Origin of the sequence: Erwinia tasmaniensis Et1/99, from assembly GCF_000026185.1 — a bacterium.
GTDB classification, from domain to species: domain Bacteria; phylum Pseudomonadota; class Gammaproteobacteria; order Enterobacterales; family Enterobacteriaceae; genus Erwinia; species Erwinia tasmaniensis.
In genome coordinates this window covers 2,147,088-2,167,828 of record NC_010694.1, presented here as the reverse complement: position 1 = coordinate 2,167,828, position 20,741 = coordinate 2,147,088, and the positions used below count along the sequence as shown (strand labels likewise).

The window sequence follows — 20,741 nt, the reverse complement described above, 5'->3', positions numbered from 1 at the left end:
ACGATCAGAATTTCTGGATAATATCTTTACATATACTGCTGTAAGCTTTAATAGTACTGCTTTGAGCACTTCGAAAGAGTGTATATTCCTGCAGCTTTGCCTGATAATTAGCCAGTACTGATGGATTGGAAGGGTCGGCCTCCAGCTTTTCCAATGCTGATTGGAGTTCTGACATCATGTTTTTTGCACCTGACTCGAATGCCGACGACATATTATCTAAAAAATAATTATCTTTTAGTCCTTCGAACGTTTCATTTTTGCTTATATTGCTCACGACTCATTTCTCCTAAATGTAGTGGGAGGTACCAGTGACGAGGTGTTAAAAAAAGGTAACCATCTTTCGAATCAATGTAAGATTTATTGAATAACCAGTCTTCTTCCTGATTTATTGAAAAGTTTATAATTTCGGTTCCCCATTTATGTTGAAAACTATCTATAAACTCACCTAACCTGTGCAAAATCAGATCGCTAGGAGCATCTCGAATGATTAGGCTGTACCCAGCACCGGCCTCTATCTGGCGAAACTGAATATTTAGGTTAACCAAGCCTTTTCTTGCCTCTGCTAATAACATTTCTTTTGATTTGAATAAAACTTCGGTATCAATAGCGTAAGGGATTTTTTCAAGTACAACAGATTTTAAACTATCTTCTTTATTTTTATTTAATTTTTCATGGACTGTGATAACAGGGTGCAGGGGTAAACTATAATCAAGTTGCAATACAGGATAGCCTAATTGAATAAGTTGGCTAACGATGGTTTTTTTCTGTTGAGCAATCCATAAAGGGATGATTCTACTTTTTTCAACCTGTATCAGGATCTTTTTTTTCAACCATTCCATCTCGTGCTTTTGTGATACTAGAACAAAGATGGTCTGTTCATCCCTGCTTCTTACTATAGCAATTGGTGTTAAAGTACTTGAAACTATCTGATTCAAAATCTCCTTTTGGTTTTGGTTGTTATTAAAGTGGTTATATAAATAAATTAGTACCAAAACTAATAAGGTGATCATTATTATTGGTAATGAAAATGTGATGCTGCGAAAGTTTTTTCTCGAAGCGCCAGTATAACAATTTAGTGAGTTTTTATTTATGGCCGTATTCTGGGATTTAAAGCCTATTATTTCTTCAGACCATTTTTCCTGACTATGCTTGAAAGCAAAAAGAATATTCCCGTGTACGAAAACCTCATTCTCATAGATTTCAGTGATAGAGATTTCAGAAGAGTCATAGATCTCGATGCCAACAACACTTCCTCTTTCATTATGAAACAATGATGATAACCGGAGTAATATATTTGGGGCAGGATAATCACACGGAATATATAATGTATTATGAGTATAGTGTGTAGAGTGAGCGTGTTCCAAAGGCGAGTCGGGTTTTACAGGCAGTAATGAATTTTTAGAGCTTATTATAAAAAAATAATCTTCGTCAGTGAGGTGTAGCTCACAGCCAAACATAGGGCCAAAAAGAACTTTCAATGTGAAATTTGACTTATGATCATTAAGGTGCTCAGTAGTAATTGGTTTTTCAATATTGTTGGTCATAGCAGAAGTCTTACATTTATAAGTAAAATAGACCTTTTATAATTAACATCTTTAGCGCTATTGAACGGTCATGATATTAACATATTCTTCGCTGTGAAGATGCCTCTGAAGCAAGTGTTTTTTTATAAATAATGCACACTATTTAAGTGAGTAAATAAATAAATCTTTCATAAATTCCTTCTCTTTATTCTACACGAAAGAAAATATCGTACAGTTCGAGTCAGACAAGCACAATTGTTTTTTTTTAATTTTTCTTTATAAAATTATAAAATATTTTATAAAAAAGTTAATTACATCTATCTGTATTGACCCTTAGTTTGAATATGGGCTAGTGTTGCAAATATTCATCATATTACTTTCCAAAGCAACAACGTAACTATATAGAGGCTTTATGGGTGATTTTTTTTACCAAAAAAAACGATGCTGCTCAAAAAAAATATTCTTTAGCAACAGTAGTAGAAAGAAGGTAGAGCCGGCCGTTGTCGTTTCACAAAATGGTATCGTTGATTTAAAAAACTCATTACTTTTTGCACGTCCAATGAGCTCGGCTTCGTTTATGGCTCTTACTTTGAAAAATAGTGGTGACGAGGTGATAATAAATCAATCAAGTTTGTTAGCAAGTGTAGATACAGTGAGGATAAAGGTAACGGGTGACTGGTATTTTGAAAAACTTACCATGCCTCAAGTGGCAATACTTATCTCATTTTTAGATTATCAGATTAATCCGTGTCGGATCATTCATTCGAAAACGAACAATTACTGTGACAAATCTATTATAATGCAAACTGAGCGCTTCTATATATCAAGTGTGAATAATAATAAACGCTGCCTGATTGGGTTGCTAATCGGTAGTAGAATAATGCCACTCGATAGTGGAATCGAAAATTTCTTTGCCTTCATGAGAAAAATTGAAAATTACTGGATTTCCCACTTTTTGTTATCCTATCTGCTCAATGAAGATAAAGAAAGTGCTAGCAGCAAACTCTACAATGCCAGCAAGAGTTATGGGGTCTCTGAGTCTTATTTTAGAAAGCTTTGCCACAACACTTTTACTAAAGGTCCAAAAAAACAGCTTTGTATCTGGCGGGCTTCACATAGTGTTCTACAGCTAATTGACAATGATAGTTCTATTGCGACGATTGCTGGAAATAATGGCTATGCATCCTCATCGCATTTTTCGAGTGAAATAAAATCAATATTTGGCATTCGACCACGCGAGTTTAAGGATCTGCAAGGTTGTTTTTATGAGTAAAAAGATTGCGAAAGAATTTTTTTTGGCATTATTATTGTCATCATTTTTTTTTCTTGCATGTGCTGATGTCGTATCAGCAGAATTGCAAGATACGAGAATGCTACATCGCAAAATGTCTGGAGTGGAAGAGGCATATCGCAACGGAGAAAATATTTACATAGCGAGTGACAATAGCGTACAGCAGCTTTTATATGTAGTCGCTGAAGAAATTCGTAAACCCATTATCGTCAGCACACAAGCTGCAAAAAAGCGCGTTACGGGGAATTTTGATCTTAACCATCCGCAAACACTGCTGAGTAAGTTGGCATCTCGTCTTGGGTTGGTATGGTATAATGATGGGAGTTCAATATACGTCTACGATAACAACGAAATAAAAAGTACAGTTGTTCGTTTGATGCATGCACCTTACGAACGGCTCGTCGCGTATTTAAAGTCATCTGAATTATATGACGTTCGTTTTCCATTGCGATCTGATGGGCTGTCTGCTTCATTTTATATCTCTGGGCCACCAGTGTATGTAGAACTTGTTACTGCTGCGGCTAAATATATTGATGCATCTTATTCAAACCCCCGTGCTGGTGAAATGACGGTACGAGTGATAAAACTTAACAATACGTTTGTGAATGATCGAAATTATACGCAGAGAGACACCTCTGTATCGATACCAGGGATCGCTTCAGTTTTAAAAAATCTAATGAGTAATACAACTAAAGTATTAAATGTGAAGGGTGAAGCGATAGCCATCGATGAACACAGTGATGGGGAAGATAGATCAAAAACGCATTATTCACAATTCGATTCTATTCCAAAACTCTCTGACTTTAGTTCCCCTGATTCCGTGTTCAGCAGTGAGAGGCCGTCTGCGGCAGATATCGAAGCTGTAAGAATAGTCGCCTACACAGACACAAATAGTTTACTTGTGATGGGAAGCGAACGACAGGTAAATTTTGTAGAGGATTTAGTGAAAGCTATTGATGTTTCTAAAAGACAGATCCAGCTTTCACTGTGGATAATTGATATATCTAAAAAAGAGATAAATGAATTAGGTGTAAAATGGAGCGGTGCTGGAAAAGTGAATAATACAGGGGTGACATTCAATACCAGTTCCCTTACGCCAGAAAATAGCATCCACTTTCTTGCAGATGTTTCCGCTTTAGTCAAATCCGGTTCGGCTCAGGTTATTTCTCGTCCAGAGATCTTGACGCAGGAAAATGTACCGGCACTATTTGATAATAATAGCAGTTTTTACGCCAAGCTTATTGGTGAAAGAACATCTTCACTGGAAAAAATCACCTATGGCACGATGATAAGTGTACTGCCACGTTTGGCAACTGGCCAACAGGAAATTGAGATGATCCTTAATATCCATGATGGTACAGTCCCACTCAATGCACAGGGCGAGCCTGACAAATTTGATAGCATGCCAACGACCAGTAACACGCAAATCAGTACTGAGGCTCGTGTGCCTTTAGGACATAGCTTGCTTGTTGGGGGATATAGCCGAGATCAGGATGAACAGCATAATATAGGTGTGCCATTACTACGTGACATACCCTATTTAGGCAGAATATTTAACTATAGCTATAAAAGCCAAACAAAAATGGTTCGAATCTTTCTTATCCATCCTGAGTTGTTGACAGAAGGAGAAACATGGAAAGACGGTAAAAATGATAATCCGATCCCCGGATTCATAACCAAAGTTGAAGAGCAGACTTTAAAATCTACTGTATCAATATTGCGCGAAATGATGAATTCGAAAAAAGGGTTATAAGATAATGGAAATTCACCCTTCAAATCACGTGGGTCTGAGTTCAACTCACACTGATAATTCACAAAAAAAAATTTCTCTCCCTACCTCTAACGTGCTCGATAATGCTGCTCAATTGATCAACCTTGATGAGTCGATAATCAATTCAGCAGAAGAGTTAGCAGACGTTATCAGCACTTTTGGTAGAGCAAGTAAGACAGGCAGAAAAAATGATGCTTTCTATAATGATTCAGCTTTAGAAATCTTTGAAGATAACGTAGATGAAAAGCTTTATGCAATAATGACTCAGGTAGGGAAAATACAATCTGGTACATCTTTTTTAAACTTTTCGCGTCATCTATTTTCCAACGATTGGGATTTAATTCAGGTATTACGTGAGTTACTTTTAAATAAAAAAATGTCAGAACGGCAGAAAAAAAAGATAAAAGATGCCCTAAAGGATATAGTGAAATTCGGTGACCGAAAGAAACTACATTCTTCTGCTAATATTGGTGTTATTGCCAAGCGCTTTAGCCAGTGCATCAATGGTGATAGCCCTTCCCCTGAAGATCTTCGCAATAGTTATTTGAGTTTCCTTGAGCTTGAGTTACCCGCTACGTTTATCTATCAGGGATGGATTGATGAGTTCGGATATCATAATCGTAAACTAATGCTGTCATTTATGCTGGCTGCACTAGTAGCAGACATAAAATCCAGCGAGCCAGGAATACATTCACATGAGTTTGGACCGTTATCTACCAGACTTAGCAATGCACGAACGCTGCACACGTTGGATAATGATCTGGTCGTAAATTTCAGAAATCTAACATGCAGTTCAATGATGGCAAGTGAAAAAACAAGACAAAATGAAGAATTTTTTTTAAAACTTTTTTTGACTGGTTTAACCAACCCTGAAAAGTTAGGGGCTGATTATGATAAATTTCACAACGATTTTATGTCTGAGTTGATTGTCAAACAGCAGGCAATATTAATACAGATCTTGCGCAAAGTTTACGGCAGTACTCCAAACTTTCTTTATACCGATTATGGCTGTTGTGACAGGGCTGTTGAGTTTTTTTCTGTATTGTTGCAGTCACTTCATACGAAAGAGAGAAGGCAGGTTTCTGCAAGATTTGTTACTAATATAATCTAACCATTAGACATGTTGAATATCATCAATGAATATACTTAAAAAATTGATTTTTCAATTCAGTATTCGCCCAGAACTTATTGTGTTGTTAATGATGATCATGGTAGTGGTTATGCTGGTCATCCCTCTGCCTACGTATTTAATCGATTTTTTTATTGCTTTTAATTTGACTATGGCGTTGATGATATTTCTAGGTTCGTTTTATATTAACCGCATTCTGGAGTTTTCAACATTTCCATCGATGATAATGATCAGTACTATATTTCGTCTGGCTATTTCAATTAGTACCAGCCGTCTCGTGCTTTCAGATGCTGATGCAGGTGAAATCATAGCCAGCTTTGGGGAGTTTGTCATCGCAGATAGTTTGGTTGTGGGATTAGTTATCTTTTTTATTGTTACGATAGTGCAATTTGTCGTTATAACCAAAGGTTCTGAACGCATAGCTGAAGTTGCCGCCCGATTTTCTTTGGATGCAATGCCAGGAAAACAGATGAGTATTGATGCCGATCTTAAAGCCGGTCTTATTGATGAAAATGAAGTCAGGCAACGCCGGAGGGAACTGGAGGCTGAAAGCCAATTGTATGGTGCACTTGATGGTGCCATGAAATTCATTAAGGGAGATGCTATAGCTGGAATTATCATTATTTCAGTTAACCTCGTAGGTGGACTGGCTATTGGCGTAGCGCAGAATGGAATGGATGTCCATCATGCGTTATCTGTCTATTCTTCACTCACAATTGGCGAGGCCCTGGTAGCACAGATCCCGGCTTTATTGATTTCAATCAGTGGTGGCCTTATTGTTACGCGAGTAAACAATAATGAAAATATAAATCTTGGTGCTAAGATCCTACAGGATATTTTTAATAATAAGTCAAACTTGATTATCGCTGCGATTCTTTCTATGTCGTTGGGTTTGCTGCCGGGTTTCCCTTTCGTCGTTTTTTTCGTGTTGTCGATGATTTTGCTGGGAATATTTTGGAAGGGAAAATACAAAAAAAATAAAATAGTAAGCGTATCTGCATCTGGTATGGATGAGTCTGGCCAGACTACTGTCAAAAGTAAACCTGTCGTCATTGGAGGAGAATATATCCCCGAAACAGTTCCATTGATTATCAGGTCTTGGGCAGGGTATGAAGATTTTTTTATTTCTAATAATTTTACTTCATTACTGAAGAAGCTTTTTTTTGTAGAGTATGGAGTTCGCTTACCTGATTTCATCATCATCTATGATGAAGGTGCGGAACAGGGGAAACTGACGGTGGCAATTAATGAAATACAGGTTGCTACTTTTGACTTTTTTCCCGATATGCACAGGATCCTCTTCCGGGGTGATGAACTCAAGCTGATAAACGAGAGTGTTAAAATAGTCAACTCGTCACAAGGAATCACCTATTGGATACCAGAAAAAAATAATGAAACTGCAATAAAACTAGGTTTTTATTTACGCAGTCCAATAGACGAATTTTATTCATGCGTTTCGACATTACTCGTTCGTAATATTGCTGAGTTCTTCGGCATCCAAGAGACTAAAACTTTACTTGACGATCTCGAAAATAAATATCCTGATTTATTAAAAGAATGCTACAGAAATAATACGGTTCAACGTATTACCGAAGTGTTCCAGCGGCTGCTAAAAGAGCGTATATCAATCAGAAACATGCGACTTATTCTCGAAGCTTTGGTCCAGTGGGCTACTAAGGAGAAAGATCCTATTATGTTAGTTGAGCATGTGCGGGGGGGGTTGGCTCGCTATATCTCTAACAAATTCGCAAATCATGGACGTATCAGGACGTTAGTCATGTCGCATGATATGGAACGAATTATTCGTGATGGTATACGCCAGACCTCTGGGGGTACATTCATCAATCTACCACCTCCTGAATCTGAAAATATCATTCAGAGTCTCGAATCCTGTCTGCAAATAAATAGGGAAAATACGCGCGATGTGATCTTAATGGTATCTATGGATATTAGACGATTTACTAAAGCTCTAATAGAAGGCACTTATCCAGAACTAGACGTGCTCTCATTTTCAGAGGTTTCAAGTAGTGTGGATATTGATGTCATAGGGTCATTGTAAGATTAAAAGAGAGAGTGCAAATGAAATATGATATTGCAGAATTAATTTCTACTATGCTCAAAGATGCTGGTATGTCAGAATTTCTGAGTGATGATTTATCGAATCATTCCACTATATCTCTCAATATGAAAGAGAATATTCCGGCTATTCATATTAAAAGTGTCGATGATGATGTATGGCTTTGGACAAAACTCTGTGACTATAATATTACCTCGTTAGCCTATTGTAGTATTAACCTGCTGCCAATCATGCTGGATTATAATGAGGAATTCTTTTATACAGGCCAACCTTGTTTATACCCTGTTGACGGGCAGCTAGAATTACGTGCAAAAGTCATGGAAAAGTTCTTGGGATCTGCCGATGATTTTTTGTCCGTGTTAGATCTTTATCTTACTATCATGCTTAGTTATCGCGATGTTTTAGCTTAACCTTGAGGTTTTAACGATGAATCCACAATTGTTAGTCCGTCTCGCACATCCACTGCGTATCCAGGGGAGTGTTATTGAGGCATTCTTGCCGGGAACTAAGATTGGTGAAATTTGCGAAATTCAGAAATCGTTAATTGAAGATGATCTCTTAGGGCTTGCCCAAGTGACGGGTTTTAACAATGAAAATACTTTTTTGAGCCTGCTAACAGATAATTTGGGATTTTCCTGTGAGAATGTTTTGTTCCCCACGGGAAAGCCATTTTGTATTAATGTTCATGAGGACCTGATTGGCACCATCATCGATGCTTCAGGTGCGATCAGAGGGCGCTTCGATGAGCAGTCTGTTAATCCGTTAACTAAGAGTAAAAGTATCGTTGCGTGCAGAGCGCCGCTCGATTTTACCTTACGCAGACCCATTGCTGAGCCCTTGATAACCGGCATTCGGGCTATTGATGGTCTGCTGACCTGTGGTGTGGGGCAGAGGATAGGTATTTTTGCGGCTGCAGGCTGTGGTAAAACATCTTTGATGAATATGCTCGTTACGCATTGCGAAGCTGACGTCTACGTCATAGGATTGATTGGTGAGCGAGTTCGCGAAGTTACTGAATTCGTTGAATCCATGAAACTTTCCTCACGCCGTGCAAAAGTGATACTCGTTTATGCAACTTCGGATCGCTCTTCTGTTGAGCGCACCAACGCAGCACAAGTTGCATCAAGTATTGCAGGATACTTTAGTGAGTTAGGAAAAAAAGTATTACTTTTCATAGATTCTGTAACGCGCTATGCACGGGCGCTGCGTGATGTTGCCTTGAGTATGGGGGAGTTGCCGGCGCGACGGGGTTATCCAGCTTCAGTTTTTGAATCATTGCCGAAGCTACTTGAGCGCCCAGGTTGTTTTATAACCGGTTCAATAACCGCATTTTATACAGTATTAATCGAAAACGAAGAAGAAGCTGATGTGATTGGCGACGAAGTGCGTTCAATTCTTGATGGGCATATTTATCTTAGCCACAAACTTGCTGCAAAAGGACACTATCCGGCTATTGATATTCTGCAAAGTATTAGCAGGGTTTTTTCATCAGTCACTGATGATAATCATCAGCAATTAGCGAAAGTTTTTCGCTCTTTACTACAACGTAAAAGCGAAATGCAGTTATACATTGATCTTGGTGAATACCGTTACGGCGAAAATGTTGATAATGACATAGCTTTCGATAAAGCGGGTGATATTGAATTGTTTCTTAGACAGGATCAGGAAGAGAAAGTCGATATTTCATCCTGCCTGGAGAGGTTGTATGGATGCGTGGTCTAAAGGTCGGCAGCTAACGGTACTTTTAGATTACAGGAAGACTGCTGTTGAGCGTCAGATCTTTATGGTTAAGAAAACACTATCTGAAATTAATTTATCACTTGAGGAAAAACACGAAAGATACAATTCAATCAATAAAGAAATAAAGTCATTAACACCATGCGGGGTGTTTCACAGGACTGATATCTATAAAAACATACGACGACAGGGTGTATTGTTATCACAACAGCAATATCTATCTCATGAGATAAAAAGGCTTGAAGATAATAAAGCTGAAAATGAGCAGATGCTGCAGGAAGGGGTCAATGTAAGAAACGCTTTAGAAAAAAAAAGTTATAAACTTTTCGGCTACTTTCACAAGCAGCATGTGAAATTTATTGTTCGCAGTGAAAACAATATTGAACACGAACATCATGAGACATTTTTATATGGTAGAGCAAAGCATTAAAATAAATGAAATTTTATCATTAGAAAACGTCGGGGTATCTGACGGTGAATCTTTTATGTCCATACTCAACAGGCAGAAAAAATCGAAACAGAATGAACTCGCCCAGTGCGAAGTCTCTTTTACACAGGCATATTGTTTTCAAATTTTCTTTGAGCGTTCTCTTGGTGGTGGTGGTAATAACACGACTGGTGGAGTGGTGGGACACTTATCATCACAAGAAAAACTCAAGTTTCTAGAGCCAATGAAGAATAGTGAAAACGCTGAAAAGTCTATTTTTTATCGCATAACTCAATCTCTTTTGGTACAGCAGAAAATAAATCCTGGCTCACCGATCGAAAATAAGTTGAAACAGGAAAACAGTGAGAGCCTCGATACATCACGGATAATTTCAACCGGTTTGTTAAAGCCGGATGAGTATGCCCAGCACTTTCAAGATAAAGATGAGGTTGCTGGTGCCAGGCTATATTCTCCAGTGTCTCTTCTTCATGAAGATATGCTATCAGCGGATAAAAAAAATATTATCAATGGCGAAGCGCTTCACCAGACATTGAGCAATACTCAACAATTTATAAGAAAATCAATCTCCACCGGAGACCCCGGCGTTGAGTTAAATTCAACTAAAAATTGCGAACTTGAATATCAATTCCAACGCTGGAATGGCGATCATTTTGTAAGAGTATCACTGCCCACAGAATTTAGCAGCGATGGCATGGTTAAGCTCACGCCCTCTGATATACGTGTAGCTGATGCGCTTTCTAAAAACATAGACAGTAAGCTGCACCTTATACCCGATGTTCTCATGCAGCAACAAAAAGAGAACAGACGTGAACACCCTCATGCAGAAGAAGAGGAAGAATGAACTTACGTACTCATTTACGTCTGAGGAAGGAAATAGAATGTGGTACTGAGTTACTCAAAATTCATCATCCTGGTAGTGAAATAACAGAACTTGAGCAATCGGTGCGCTACCTTAGTCTCTCTCTTTATAATAAAGATGGAGTATATAATACAGCACTGCTTAATGTGGATATGTGGTTACAAGAGTCAGATTATGAACTTCCCGGTATTCCGTGGCACTTGGTGCCATTGAACTACATAAGGAGATTGCTCGAAACTTTGCAACTTACGTTCTTAATCGGCTCTGAAATATGGGAAATGGAGGGGATAAAACTACCGCCTCAGAATTTACCCAGTGAAGTTCTTTCTCTGCCTGCACGGCCATACCCACTTTTATGCCATGAATGGTTAGAGAGTCATAATTCACTTATTAATACTCTGTACTTGAGGAAATGTGGCATTCCCTTCGTTATTGATGTTATTTTGGGATATAGTCAGTTGCCAGTAATAAAAGTGGTTGATGTTGCTAAAGGCGATCTATTGCTCATTCAGCATCAATCAGGTTATTTGCAAATTGGGTCAAAGAAAATATTCATTCTGGATTTTGTTGACAAAAAGGAGATTGTTGTGCTGGATAAATTAACTGATTATGAAGATCACTATCGTGATGAGGAAGAAAAGTTATTTAGCTGGTCAGATCTTTCTGTTGAAATTGAGTTTGTTCTCGACAGCAAGTCTTATACTCTCACAGAATTGGATGCCATTCACCCAGGGATGATCTTACCCTTAAATCAGGATGCGGAAAAAAGGGTTAAGATATATTTAAATAAAAAGTTTTTTGCGCGCGGAGAATTGGTGGCACTCGAGAGTGGAAATCTGGCGGTGGAAATAAATCAGATCAACAAAGATTTAACGAATGAAATGGACATTCCCGATGTTGAACAATGAAATTTCATTAATTGCACTGCTCTCTTTTTTCACCTTACTGCCATTCATCATAGCAGGAGGGACTTGTTTTATAAAGTTCTCGATTGTCCTGGTTATGATGCGCAATGCACTAGGTATACAGCAGGTACCCTCAAATCTGACACTCAATGGTGTCGCGCTTGTACTTACTGCTTTTGTCATGATGCCGGTTTGCCAGCGCATTTCTGGCTATATAGAAGCCAAAAGTTTAGACTTTAACGAAAGAGGGGCACTTTCCCAGTTGATGAATGAAGGGATAGAAAGCTATCGAGAATATCTGGTGCGTTATTCTGATCATAATCTGATTCTATTTTTCAATAATGTTGAACACAGAAATGAAGTTACGCTCGAAGACCGGGTGCCTGATGAAGAACTAAGCCAGTTGTCCTTACTGACCTTGATGCCAGCATATGCACTAAGCGAAATACAGAGCGCCTTCAGAATTGCTTTTTACCTGTATATTCCCTTTGTTGTCATAGACCTGGTGGTATCCAGTATTTTACTGGCATTAGGAATGATGATGATGAGTCCTGTTACTATTTCAATTCCAATTAAATTAATCCTCTTTGTCGCAATGGACGGTTGGGCCTTATTGGCTAAGGGGCTGATCACTCAATATCTCGATCTGATGACCTCATGAATAATACATTATTTATAAGTAATACAGCACTTGTTGTCGTATTAAAACTCATTGCTGTTCCTATTGTTTTCGCTACTTTAGTAGGTATTATCGTTGGCCTTTTACAGACCGTTATGCAGATCCAAGAACAAACCTTACCTTTCGGTTTAAAAATGCTTACGGTATTTGCCAGTCTTTTAATGTTATCAGAATGGTTTTCTGCCGAGATGCTAAGTTTTTCAAGACAAGCTTTCGACATGGCGTTTGGCTGATGCGGTAAAATTCATAATGTTCATTATTCTTTATTTCAATTTTCAACATAATGCCATGATATATGTCGTTGCTTATGCTCGTCTGGCAATCGTTTTCTATTTGCTTCCGATACTGGGCGACCGGATTTTATCCAACCTGATAGTTAAAAACTCAATCATATCACTCGTTATCATTGGTCTATGGCCCTGCTATGAACCTGATATCGTCACTGAACGGGGATTGATATCTGTATTGGTCGAAGAATGTTTCATGGGCTTGCTTCTCGCAACTGTTTTATGCATTCCTTTCTGGATCGTTATTGCGCTTGGTGACATTCTGGATAACCAACGTGGGGCGACCATAAACGATATTTTCGATCCATTGAGTGGCGGACAAAACTCCGTTTTATCTGCTTTTTTCAATTTTTCTTTTGGTATGATATTTTTTTCAAGTAATGGAATGCTGTTACTAATGAATGCATTGATGAAAAGCTATCAGTATTTACCTCAGGGTCATGATATCTCAGGAGTTAATTGGTCGAAAGCTGGGAAATTATTGGTTGAATTGGTTGAGTGTAGCATCATGCTGGCAGCGCCGGTTATCATAGTGTTGCTGGTCACGGAAATATTGCTCGGAGTTTTTGCCCGATATTGCCCACAGCTGAACGCATTCTCGTTGTCACTCACTTTAAAGAGTTTCATTACATTTATCATCTTTTTGTTATACGGGTTAAATGCTTTAGCTGACGAGCCGCTTAAATATTTCTCGATCAATTCCCTATATGTTTTTTTTCCAAGTGGGTGATGATCTATGGCACAAAAAACGGAGCTTCCTACTGAGAAAAAACGCAAAGATTCTGCCAGAAAAGGACAAACTCTCAAGGTGAAAGATTTCACCACTACAGTGATATTACTCTCAGGCAGTTATTTTTTATGCTATGGCGTTAATTTTGATGATTTCATCTTTTTTTATACTGGGGTTCTGAATGATAGTGAATCGTTGAATATTGATGGTTTCATCATGGAAATGACATCTATTTTTTTAAAATTAGTGTTTCCGTTTATTGCTATTTGTTGTCTTTCGGGTATTGCCGCTACGTTGTTGCAAACTCGTTTCAATATTGCCAGTGAGGGGTTGAAGTTAAACTTTAAAGCACTGAATCCTGTTGAGGGATTTAAAAAAATATTTAGTCTTCGAACGTTAAAAGAGTGCGTCAAGTCAGTCTGCTATTTGGGCGTCTTCATATGCACCTGTTATAGTTTACTTGATAGCGATCTGAAAAATATTTTAGCTATCCGTAATGCAGGTATTGTTCAGTTAATCGTAAGTATGCTATCGCTAACGGTGAAAGCGGTGACAGTATTCGCTGCCTGGGGAGCTTTAGTACTTTGCGCCGAATTTATTGCAGAGTATTTCCTTCATGTTAAAGATCTCAAAATGGATAAATATGAGGTAAAGCAAGAACGTAAAGAAACTGAAGGGAACCCGCAAATAAAAAATGCCAGGAGACGTGCTCACCAGGAAATCCTATCCGGAGAAGAGAGAGCTGCTATCAGAAATTCTTCAGTTGTTATGGCAAACCCCACTCATATAGCGGTAGCTATCTACTTTAATCCTGATGTAGCACCTTTACCTTTCATTGCGCTGCGAGTGACTAACTTCAAGGCCAGGTCTGCTATTTCGTATGCAGAGAAAATTGGTATTCCTGTTGTGCGTAATATTTTTCTGACGCGTAGACTTTATCGTTCTTATTATCAGCACAGTTTTATTTCACTGAACGATCGCGATCTGATGTTAGTCATGGAAATCCTCATTTGGCTACGTCAGGTAGAAAATGATGATATAGGAAGAGATGATATTGAAAGAGGTGATGCGCTCAGCGAACTGGACAAGACTGAAAGTCATATGCGAGACACATAATTTAAAATTCAAAAATATAACATATACAAGATGAAAAGTACGCTTTTCTTGTACTAAGCCCCGTTAATGCCAGGTATGATGCACAATGTATACTTCACCGTCTGCATTCGGGTTAATTGCACTTACTGCTAAATATTAAGCAAGTTATCTACGAGGTTGTAAATGGAATATGAAAATACCAAGCGTATTTTGACCCCGCAAGACGAATTTAATAATGATATTCCGCTCGATGAATACTCAGATAGTCTTATCGAGGCAATTCAAAACGGGGCGACACTTAAAGATGTGCAGGGCGTATCAACTGAGACAATGAATGATATTTATAAAATTGCATACGACTTCTATCATCATGGCAAGCTCGATGATGCAGAGTCTCTTTTTAGATTTCTCTGCATTTATGATTTTTATAATTCGGAGTATTCAATGGGCTTGGCCGCTGTGTATCAATTAAAAAAGGAGTATAGAAAGGCCATTGACTTCTATGCTTTAGCCTATTCTCTGGCAGAAGAAGATTATCGTCCTATGTTTTATGCAGGGCAATGTAATTTAATGCTGCGTAATGAAGCACTGGCCCGAAAATGTTTTTCGATAGTGGTTAAACGATGTCGGATTTTACGACTTAAAGAAAAAGCTCAAACAATTCTTATAGCGCTGGATGAAATTAGCGATGGTTCAGAAGTTAGTCCACTAAATGAAAGTATTTAACGGGAATGACAATGAATATACCTTCAGACAGTTTTGACAACTCGCTTCATCTTTCGGCAGAATCAGAAGTCAGCAACGAAGAGTCAAAAAAGGCCGTTAACCGATTACACCACATTGGCAGTCGTCGTCAGCTATGGGAATATCCACGAATAGGTCAAGTCAGAGAGGCTCTTAGCTCTCTGCAGCCAGAGCAATTGTCTTCCGTGCTCGAAAAAGCAGGTAATGCACTGTATGGCAATGCAGGAAGCGTGCCTTTGAATCATCAGGATGTTCCGCACCTGTCTACTCCAGCTGATGTTTCACGTTCGGGAAATGCTGGCCAGCGTGAACCGATTGCAGCTCACGAAGCTCAACACAAATATAGCGCTTCCGTAGAAATGACCGCGTTGTTGTGCAGAGTTACTCAGTTAGCGGCGGACAGCTCTCTGGAAAAAATGGCGTCAACACTACACGCGTTTAATGCAATGATACGCGGAGCAACGCTTTCCTATACCAACTTTGCTACTGACATAGAAAGCCAGGGACTAGACTGGACGACTAAAGCCGACATGCTGGCAGAGGCGAGGTCACAGGATGCTGGCCTCCAGTTGCAAATAGGTAAAGCACAATCCACATTGGATGACGCGCAGCATACCCTTGTCGATCTGCTTAATCAGGCTGAAACCCAAGACCCCATATCTGCATCGCTGCAAAAACAACTCATGGAAGCAGAGGGTCGATTCGTCGCTGCGCAATCAAAGTTCAACAGCATCACACAGAGTCATCAACGCTACGTGGCCGCCGTGCTTAATCCCGCGATTCAGTCAGAAAGCCTGTCTAAATTGGTGCTGAATACCACGATGGGCCAGGCAATCTCGTTGATAGCTTCACTAACGCTACAGCAGCAAAACATCATTCTGATCCGCCATCAGGAAAGTGAAGAGGATGCGAACAGTCTGACTTTCCTTATCGCTTTAATGTCGAAGTTAATTAATCAAAATGCAGGGGAAGACCTGAAGGCCACATCCATTTTGAAACAGAAGTTATCTGAAGCCGCTGCAAAAGACGCGGAGAAAAAAGCTCAGGAGTATGAAACTCAAATCCGTAAGGCTGAGGAGATGCAGAAAACGATGGGGTGCGTCGGTAAGACACTTGGATGGATAATCACCGTAGTCAGCATTGCCGCTGCAGTATTTACGGGTGGCGCATCTCTGGCTTTCGCTACGGTGGGGCTTGCTCTTATGCTGGGAGATGAAATTAATCAGGCTATTAATGGACATTCGTTTATCCAGGAGGCCATGCAGCCGATTATGGAAAGTATTATTCAGCCCCTGATGAAATTATTGGCTGATGCTTTTACTGAAATCGTTAGTATATTCGGTGCGGACAAAGCCGCTGCCGAAATGGCAGGTCAAATTATGGGGGCGCTGGCCGTTGCTATACTTGTCATTGCTGGCGTGATGCTTGTTGGTGTTGGTATCAGCAAAGTTGGTGGGGTGCTGATGGAAAAAATCACTAGCAATATAGCCAGTGGATCACTTAGAAAGATTATGGACAGTGCGGCAGGACAGGTGTTTAAGCGTATCACCCAGGGACTTTCTCGTTCTTTCAATGTAGATGAAGTCACAGCCGCGCGCGCTTCAACCTATAGTCAGGCTGCCGTAACGGGGGCTGGAATGATTAACACGGTCATTAAGTCCGCCGGCAATATCGAAGCGGCAGATATGATGGTTATTGCCGCGAAAGCTCAAGCTAAACTAATGAAAAACTCTGCCATGCAGGACCTGCTTGACAGTCTGATGAATCAGGCGACTGATGCATTCAGTCTACGGCTTAGAATGGTTAAAAAAATTATTGAGAATATTGCTACGGTAGCAGAAAACCAGGTGCAGGCCGGGAGATATATACTCGATAAAATGAGCCATGTGGCGGGCTAGTTCTGTCTTCTCGTTATTATCAACTCTTCAGAAAGGAAATCTCTATATGACTCATGTAAATGCGACGGTTTTCCCTACAATATCATTACCAAACTTGGACCACGATGTGCCCAGGCATCTTAAGCAGAATCAAATAAATATTACCGAGGATATCTTTAAGTTTTTGGATGAAAACAGTTATCCAGACGCTGAAAATAGACCTGAGTTATCGAGCCCGATACAGAAAAAGACTTCTGCGAATAATATCAATATCAACAACGTACGAAGTCCTACAAAGAGTAGGGTAAACACTCGTGATATTGATTCTCTTGAGCTAATTGCGAAATCTCGTGGGGATGATTTCAGCTTAGAGATTGCAAAATTATCGACAGAGGTTATAAAACCTCCCAGATCGTCACAAGCCCCTTTGCCCCGTTCATCTTCATTTAAAAATATGTTTGGCGATTTAGGAATGTTGTCGGTGAGTAATTTAGTTGTCCACATGACTAATATAGAACGTACGGTGTTCAACGTATTGTCTTCTGAGAGTATTCGACGAATGGTGACGACTGCAGTCAATGCCGGTCAACATGTTATTGCTGCGGCTAAGCAGAATTTCTCTGGAGCAATTGTATCAGGCATAGTGGGTTCTGGTGTACAGGTTGCCAGCGGTGCGACAATGTGTAAAGCGATAAAAAAAGAACATAATTCTATCGAGGGAAACCTGAAGGCTGCAAATGTCAAAAATGCGGCGGCACAAGAAAATCAGGTAAGTATTACCAAAAATTTGCAACAGCAACATAAGGACGGTAAAACCCCTGATGATGAGATGGTGATGAAAATGGCCAGATCACATACTAAATTGCACGAAGAAGCCGCTAACCATCAGATCGATCATCAAAAAATCGTCAACAAGACTTATCAAATTCGGGCTAAAACTGACCTGGTTAATCAGGTGAATCATGCGGGGCAGCAGACTGTTGTAGCTGGTTTCGCCGTTAATGCTGCCGCAGAAACGAATCAGGCCGAAGTGTTGAAGTCTGGCCAACAGGTTCATCATGAAATTTCAGATAATCATAAACAGAAAGCTAAAAGCGCAGAAGACACGCAGGCCGCAATCAATCAATTTGTTGATGCCTGGATAGCGAATAATAACAGCGCAGTATCCTCGATTGCAGGGCGTTAGTCATATTATCAAATCAGGGGATGAGGATACATCGCTTTGGAAATGAACAGGGTTAATATGGCAAAGATTCTTGTTGTCCCATCTCAGAACGGTGAGGATTTCGCTCAAGTATATGTTGCTGACAAGCAGACTGCTCCTTTGCTTGAAAGCGAGAGAGTTTTAGATATAGAGATTTCACAGCAAATTCTGGATGCCTTATCAGGCATAGAATTTGATTATAAATTCCGTGGGCTTAAAAATACTTTGGATGGCTTTGTGTCGGAGTCCATTGAGCCTCATTCAAAGAATGTTGAAAACTTGGCTAAGAAATTGGGCGATTTATCGGCAGAGTTGTATAGCCAGGACGCCCCTTGTAGTGTGGCCAGACAAAAGGAACTCGCGGATGATATTCTTAGCATTTTAAGTGGTTTAAATAGCGAGCGGCGGAACGTTTCCGTTAAGACTGAGTTTTCACATCATCAATCTAAGCGTTCGCTAGAGGATCTTAAGGAACTACAGGCTGTCTCTCACGAAGGTAGGATCACTATCGGAACAAGTTATGCCGACCTGTGGGCGAAGATTTCTTTGGCTATATGCAGAATAAAGTCTGAGTATATCGATTTTTACGCTGGGCTAATGAAAAAATATTTAGATATGTATCAATCATATAACAAAGATGTTCAAAAGGCTTCCTCTGAATCACTTTCAGCTGGTGAAGATGGCAATAGCGTTAATTTTGATAAGAAGATAATGAGTGACGGCTATAATAAATTCAATATTTTTTTAAGTACGACCGATTTGGGTAATGTAAAAGGCTGGGAGAATATGTCGGGAGAAGAACGATTAAATATGAGAACAACGCTGGATCCTGCTTTTGAAATTGCTGAAGATGGGGCGATTTCTTTCAATATGGCTCAGTATTCATCTATCAAGGGGGAGTTTCCTAATGGTAAAAACGGACAGGTGCCTGTCGCCACATACAATTCATGGCTGGTGCGTTTTAATGCCGTTGGAAGCGCTCTGCAAAGTAATATGCAATCTTTTTCATCACGTTACAGTCAGGCAAGTAGCACGTATGATACTCTAAATAAGGTCTTTAGTGAAACCATAAACCGGATGGGTAACAATGCCCTGGATTTTTTAAAACAGTGACATCCATCGTTTACAGTAAAAATCTCTAAATATGAACTGATAGCATAATTTTATTCTTAGAATTAATGATGCTTTCCGCTCTTCATTATGCGTTTTTCGATTCAACAAGAAAATAAGGTGTTTTTATGGGAGTGAATATTGCCAATGGCTTAGATTCGAGTATCACACCTTCCATTACATTGTCAAAAAAAGAAAACCGAAGGCAAGAAAGTAAAGTTTTTTCTTCATTGTCATCGGTATATTGTCCTGACTCCTCATGTTTTCCCAGAGAAATGAAGAGAAATATCAATGAAATCGCTGAAAAAAACGGCGAACTCCACTTGTTGAGCGAGAGTCTCATTAGAGACAATCTAGGTAAAAATAAGGTCAAGCTGGCGCAGGAAAATTCTAAATCACCCCTCTATTTTACTGATGGTGCGAGAGAGCTATTCAACAATTTGACCCTTTCGGGTATTAATCTCAAGGGTTTGAATATAGAAAGGGAGAGTAAAGAGAAAAAGACCGAACTATTTCTACTGGGGATTCTTACCAATTTTTCCAAGGATAAAATTAATCATCGCGCAGCAGATGAACTGAGTAAAATAACTGAGAGTGATAATTATACGGATGCAAAAACTACTGTCCTAGGCAGGGAGCTAAAAAATCTATTATTTATATCTGGTCATGATGCATTCCATCACTTTATTGAATGTTTTAATAATGAATGTGATAAAAAATGGTCGGAAATTCATCCCGGCCTTGCGCTTAATGACCCGAAGTCCGAGCAATATAATATCAATCAACGGTTTTGCAACAAGCACGCCATAAGCCTTATTAAATCGTTAACCGCCAGAAATGCTACGGAACTTGAGATTCAGACGCGATTTCGCCTTTTCAGGGATGTATTCCTGGCACAGGCATCTACGTTGGACAGCGGATATCCTGTCGACCGTTATTTGACAGAGGAGGCTGCTGCACTGACTTCTGAAATTACACCCAACGGCGCAGGAGAGCATCTCTTTCAAACTGAACGCAGCGATAACGCCGCCCGGTCCTCATGCCAAATACAAACGGTGGCCGAAATACATGCTCCGCCAGTCAATGACAAAGTCAAACGCCTATCGCATCATGAAATAGACAGGGTTAACAAACCTAATGCAGAACCCTCAGCTCTTTACGATAACGAGTCAGATGAATGCCAAGCGATAAATAATTAAAAGGATCTTAAACTTATACTATTAATTCACGAGAGGTTAAGTTGACAACCAATACGGTGTATTATGGCTCTGAATT

At 39.5% G+C, this 20,741-nt stretch carries 20 protein-coding genes; 18 read left to right on the top strand and 2 right to left on the bottom strand.

Annotation, left to right across the window (positions count from 1 at the left end):
- Positions 1-4: 4 nt before the first annotated feature.
- Both sctF and ETA_RS10670 read right to left on the bottom strand, forming a co-directional pair.
- Positions 5-211, bottom strand: a complete 207-nt coding sequence (sctF, locus tag ETA_RS10675) for a type III secretion system needle filament subunit SctF (protein WP_012441641.1) — start codon at positions 209-211, stop codon at positions 5-7.
- Positions 212-251: 40 nt separating this feature from the next.
- Positions 252-1,544: a PrgH/EprH family type III secretion apparatus protein gene (locus ETA_RS10670; protein WP_012441640.1), complete on the bottom strand. Its 1,293-nt coding sequence runs from the start codon at positions 1,542-1,544 to the stop codon at positions 252-254.
- 391 nt (positions 1,545-1,935) lie between these two features.
- Between ETA_RS10670 and ETA_RS10665 the strand changes: the two genes are divergently transcribed.
- The 18 genes from ETA_RS10665 to ETA_RS10580 all read left to right on the top strand — a co-directional run bounded on the left by ETA_RS10665 (position 1,936) and on the right by ETA_RS10580 (position 20,665).
- Positions 1,936-2,796, top strand: a complete 861-nt coding sequence (locus tag ETA_RS10665) for a helix-turn-helix domain-containing protein (protein ID WP_012441639.1) — start codon at positions 1,936-1,938, stop codon at positions 2,794-2,796.
- Complete coding sequence (sctC, locus tag ETA_RS10660) at positions 2,789-4,567, top strand: type III secretion system outer membrane ring subunit SctC (protein WP_012441638.1); 1,779 nt, start codon at positions 2,789-2,791, stop codon at positions 4,565-4,567. Before ETA_RS10665 ends, sctC begins: the two co-directional genes overlap by 8 nt.
- A 4-nt stretch (positions 4,568-4,571) precedes the next feature.
- Positions 4,572-5,696 (top strand): HrpJ domain-containing protein, encoded by a 1,125-nt coding sequence (locus tag ETA_RS10655; RefSeq protein ID WP_012441637.1) that lies wholly within the window; start codon positions 4,572-4,574, stop codon positions 5,694-5,696.
- A gap of 31 nt (positions 5,697-5,727) precedes the next feature.
- Positions 5,728-7,773, top strand: coding sequence for an EscV/YscV/HrcV family type III secretion system export apparatus protein (locus tag ETA_RS10650; protein WP_042959319.1), 2,046 nt, complete (start codon positions 5,728-5,730; stop codon positions 7,771-7,773).
- A 20-nt stretch (positions 7,774-7,793) separates the two neighbouring features.
- Positions 7,794-8,201, top strand: coding sequence for an InvB/SpaK family type III secretion system chaperone (locus ETA_RS10645; protein ID WP_012441635.1), 408 nt, complete (start codon positions 7,794-7,796; stop codon positions 8,199-8,201).
- A 16-nt stretch (positions 8,202-8,217) separates the two neighbouring features.
- A complete protein-coding gene (sctN, locus tag ETA_RS10640; protein WP_012441634.1) occupies positions 8,218-9,513 on the top strand; it encodes a type III secretion system ATPase SctN in 1,296 nt (431 codons plus the stop codon).
- On the top strand, positions 9,497-9,958 hold the full coding sequence (locus ETA_RS10635) for a hypothetical protein (RefSeq protein WP_012441633.1): 462 nt from the start codon (positions 9,497-9,499) through the stop codon (positions 9,956-9,958). Before sctN ends, ETA_RS10635 begins: the two co-directional genes overlap by 17 nt.
- Entirely contained in the window at positions 9,939-10,817 is an 879-nt protein-coding gene (locus ETA_RS10630; RefSeq protein ID WP_042958941.1) for a SpaN/EivJ family type III secretion system needle length determinant, read from the top strand. The genes ETA_RS10635 and ETA_RS10630 overlap by 20 nt, the downstream gene beginning before the upstream one ends.
- Entirely contained in the window at positions 10,814-11,743 is a 930-nt protein-coding gene (locus ETA_RS10625) for a FliM/FliN family flagellar motor switch protein (protein ID WP_012441631.1), read from the top strand. The genes ETA_RS10630 and ETA_RS10625 overlap by 4 nt, the downstream gene beginning before the upstream one ends.
- On the top strand, positions 11,733-12,401 hold the full coding sequence (locus tag ETA_RS10620; RefSeq protein ID WP_407919832.1) for an EscR/YscR/HrcR family type III secretion system export apparatus protein: 669 nt from the start codon (positions 11,733-11,735) through the stop codon (positions 12,399-12,401). The genes ETA_RS10625 and ETA_RS10620 overlap by 11 nt, the downstream gene beginning before the upstream one ends.
- Positions 12,398-12,652: a type III secretion system export apparatus subunit SctS gene (gene sctS, locus ETA_RS10615; protein WP_042958939.1), complete on the top strand. Its 255-nt coding sequence runs from the start codon at positions 12,398-12,400 to the stop codon at positions 12,650-12,652. Before ETA_RS10620 ends, sctS begins: the two co-directional genes overlap by 4 nt.
- Before the next feature lie 13 nt (positions 12,653-12,665).
- Complete coding sequence (gene sctT, locus ETA_RS10610; protein WP_042959318.1) at positions 12,666-13,436, top strand: type III secretion system export apparatus subunit SctT; 771 nt, start codon at positions 12,666-12,668, stop codon at positions 13,434-13,436.
- A gap of 6 nt (positions 13,437-13,442) precedes the next feature.
- On the top strand, positions 13,443-14,552 hold the full coding sequence (locus ETA_RS10605) for an EscU/YscU/HrcU family type III secretion system export apparatus switch protein (protein ID WP_012441628.1): 1,110 nt from the start codon (positions 13,443-13,445) through the stop codon (positions 14,550-14,552).
- Between the two features lie 162 nt (positions 14,553-14,714).
- Positions 14,715-15,257 (top strand): SycD/LcrH family type III secretion system chaperone, encoded by a 543-nt coding sequence (locus ETA_RS10600; protein ID WP_042958938.1) that lies wholly within the window; start codon positions 14,715-14,717, stop codon positions 15,255-15,257.
- 11 nt (positions 15,258-15,268) lie between these two features.
- Entirely contained in the window at positions 15,269-17,173 is a 1,905-nt protein-coding gene (gene sctE, locus ETA_RS10595; protein ID WP_042958936.1) for a type III secretion system translocon subunit SctE, read from the top strand.
- A gap of 46 nt (positions 17,174-17,219) precedes the next feature.
- The gene (locus tag ETA_RS19950; RefSeq protein ID WP_157861796.1) at positions 17,220-18,338 is read left to right on the top strand and encodes a hypothetical protein; all 1,119 of its coding nucleotides are present in this window, start codon (positions 17,220-17,222) and stop codon (positions 18,336-18,338) included.
- Positions 18,339-18,395: 57 nt separating this feature from the next.
- Positions 18,396-19,469 carry an IpaD/SipD/SspD family type III secretion system needle tip protein gene (locus ETA_RS10585; protein WP_083772862.1) on the top strand — a complete coding sequence of 358 codons (1,074 nt, stop codon included), beginning with the start codon at positions 18,396-18,398 and terminating at the stop codon, positions 19,467-19,469.
- A gap of 125 nt (positions 19,470-19,594) precedes the next feature.
- The gene (locus ETA_RS10580) at positions 19,595-20,665 is read left to right on the top strand and encodes a hypothetical protein (RefSeq protein ID WP_012441623.1); all 1,071 of its coding nucleotides are present in this window, start codon (positions 19,595-19,597) and stop codon (positions 20,663-20,665) included.
- The last annotated feature ends 76 nt before the right edge of the window (positions 20,666-20,741 follow it).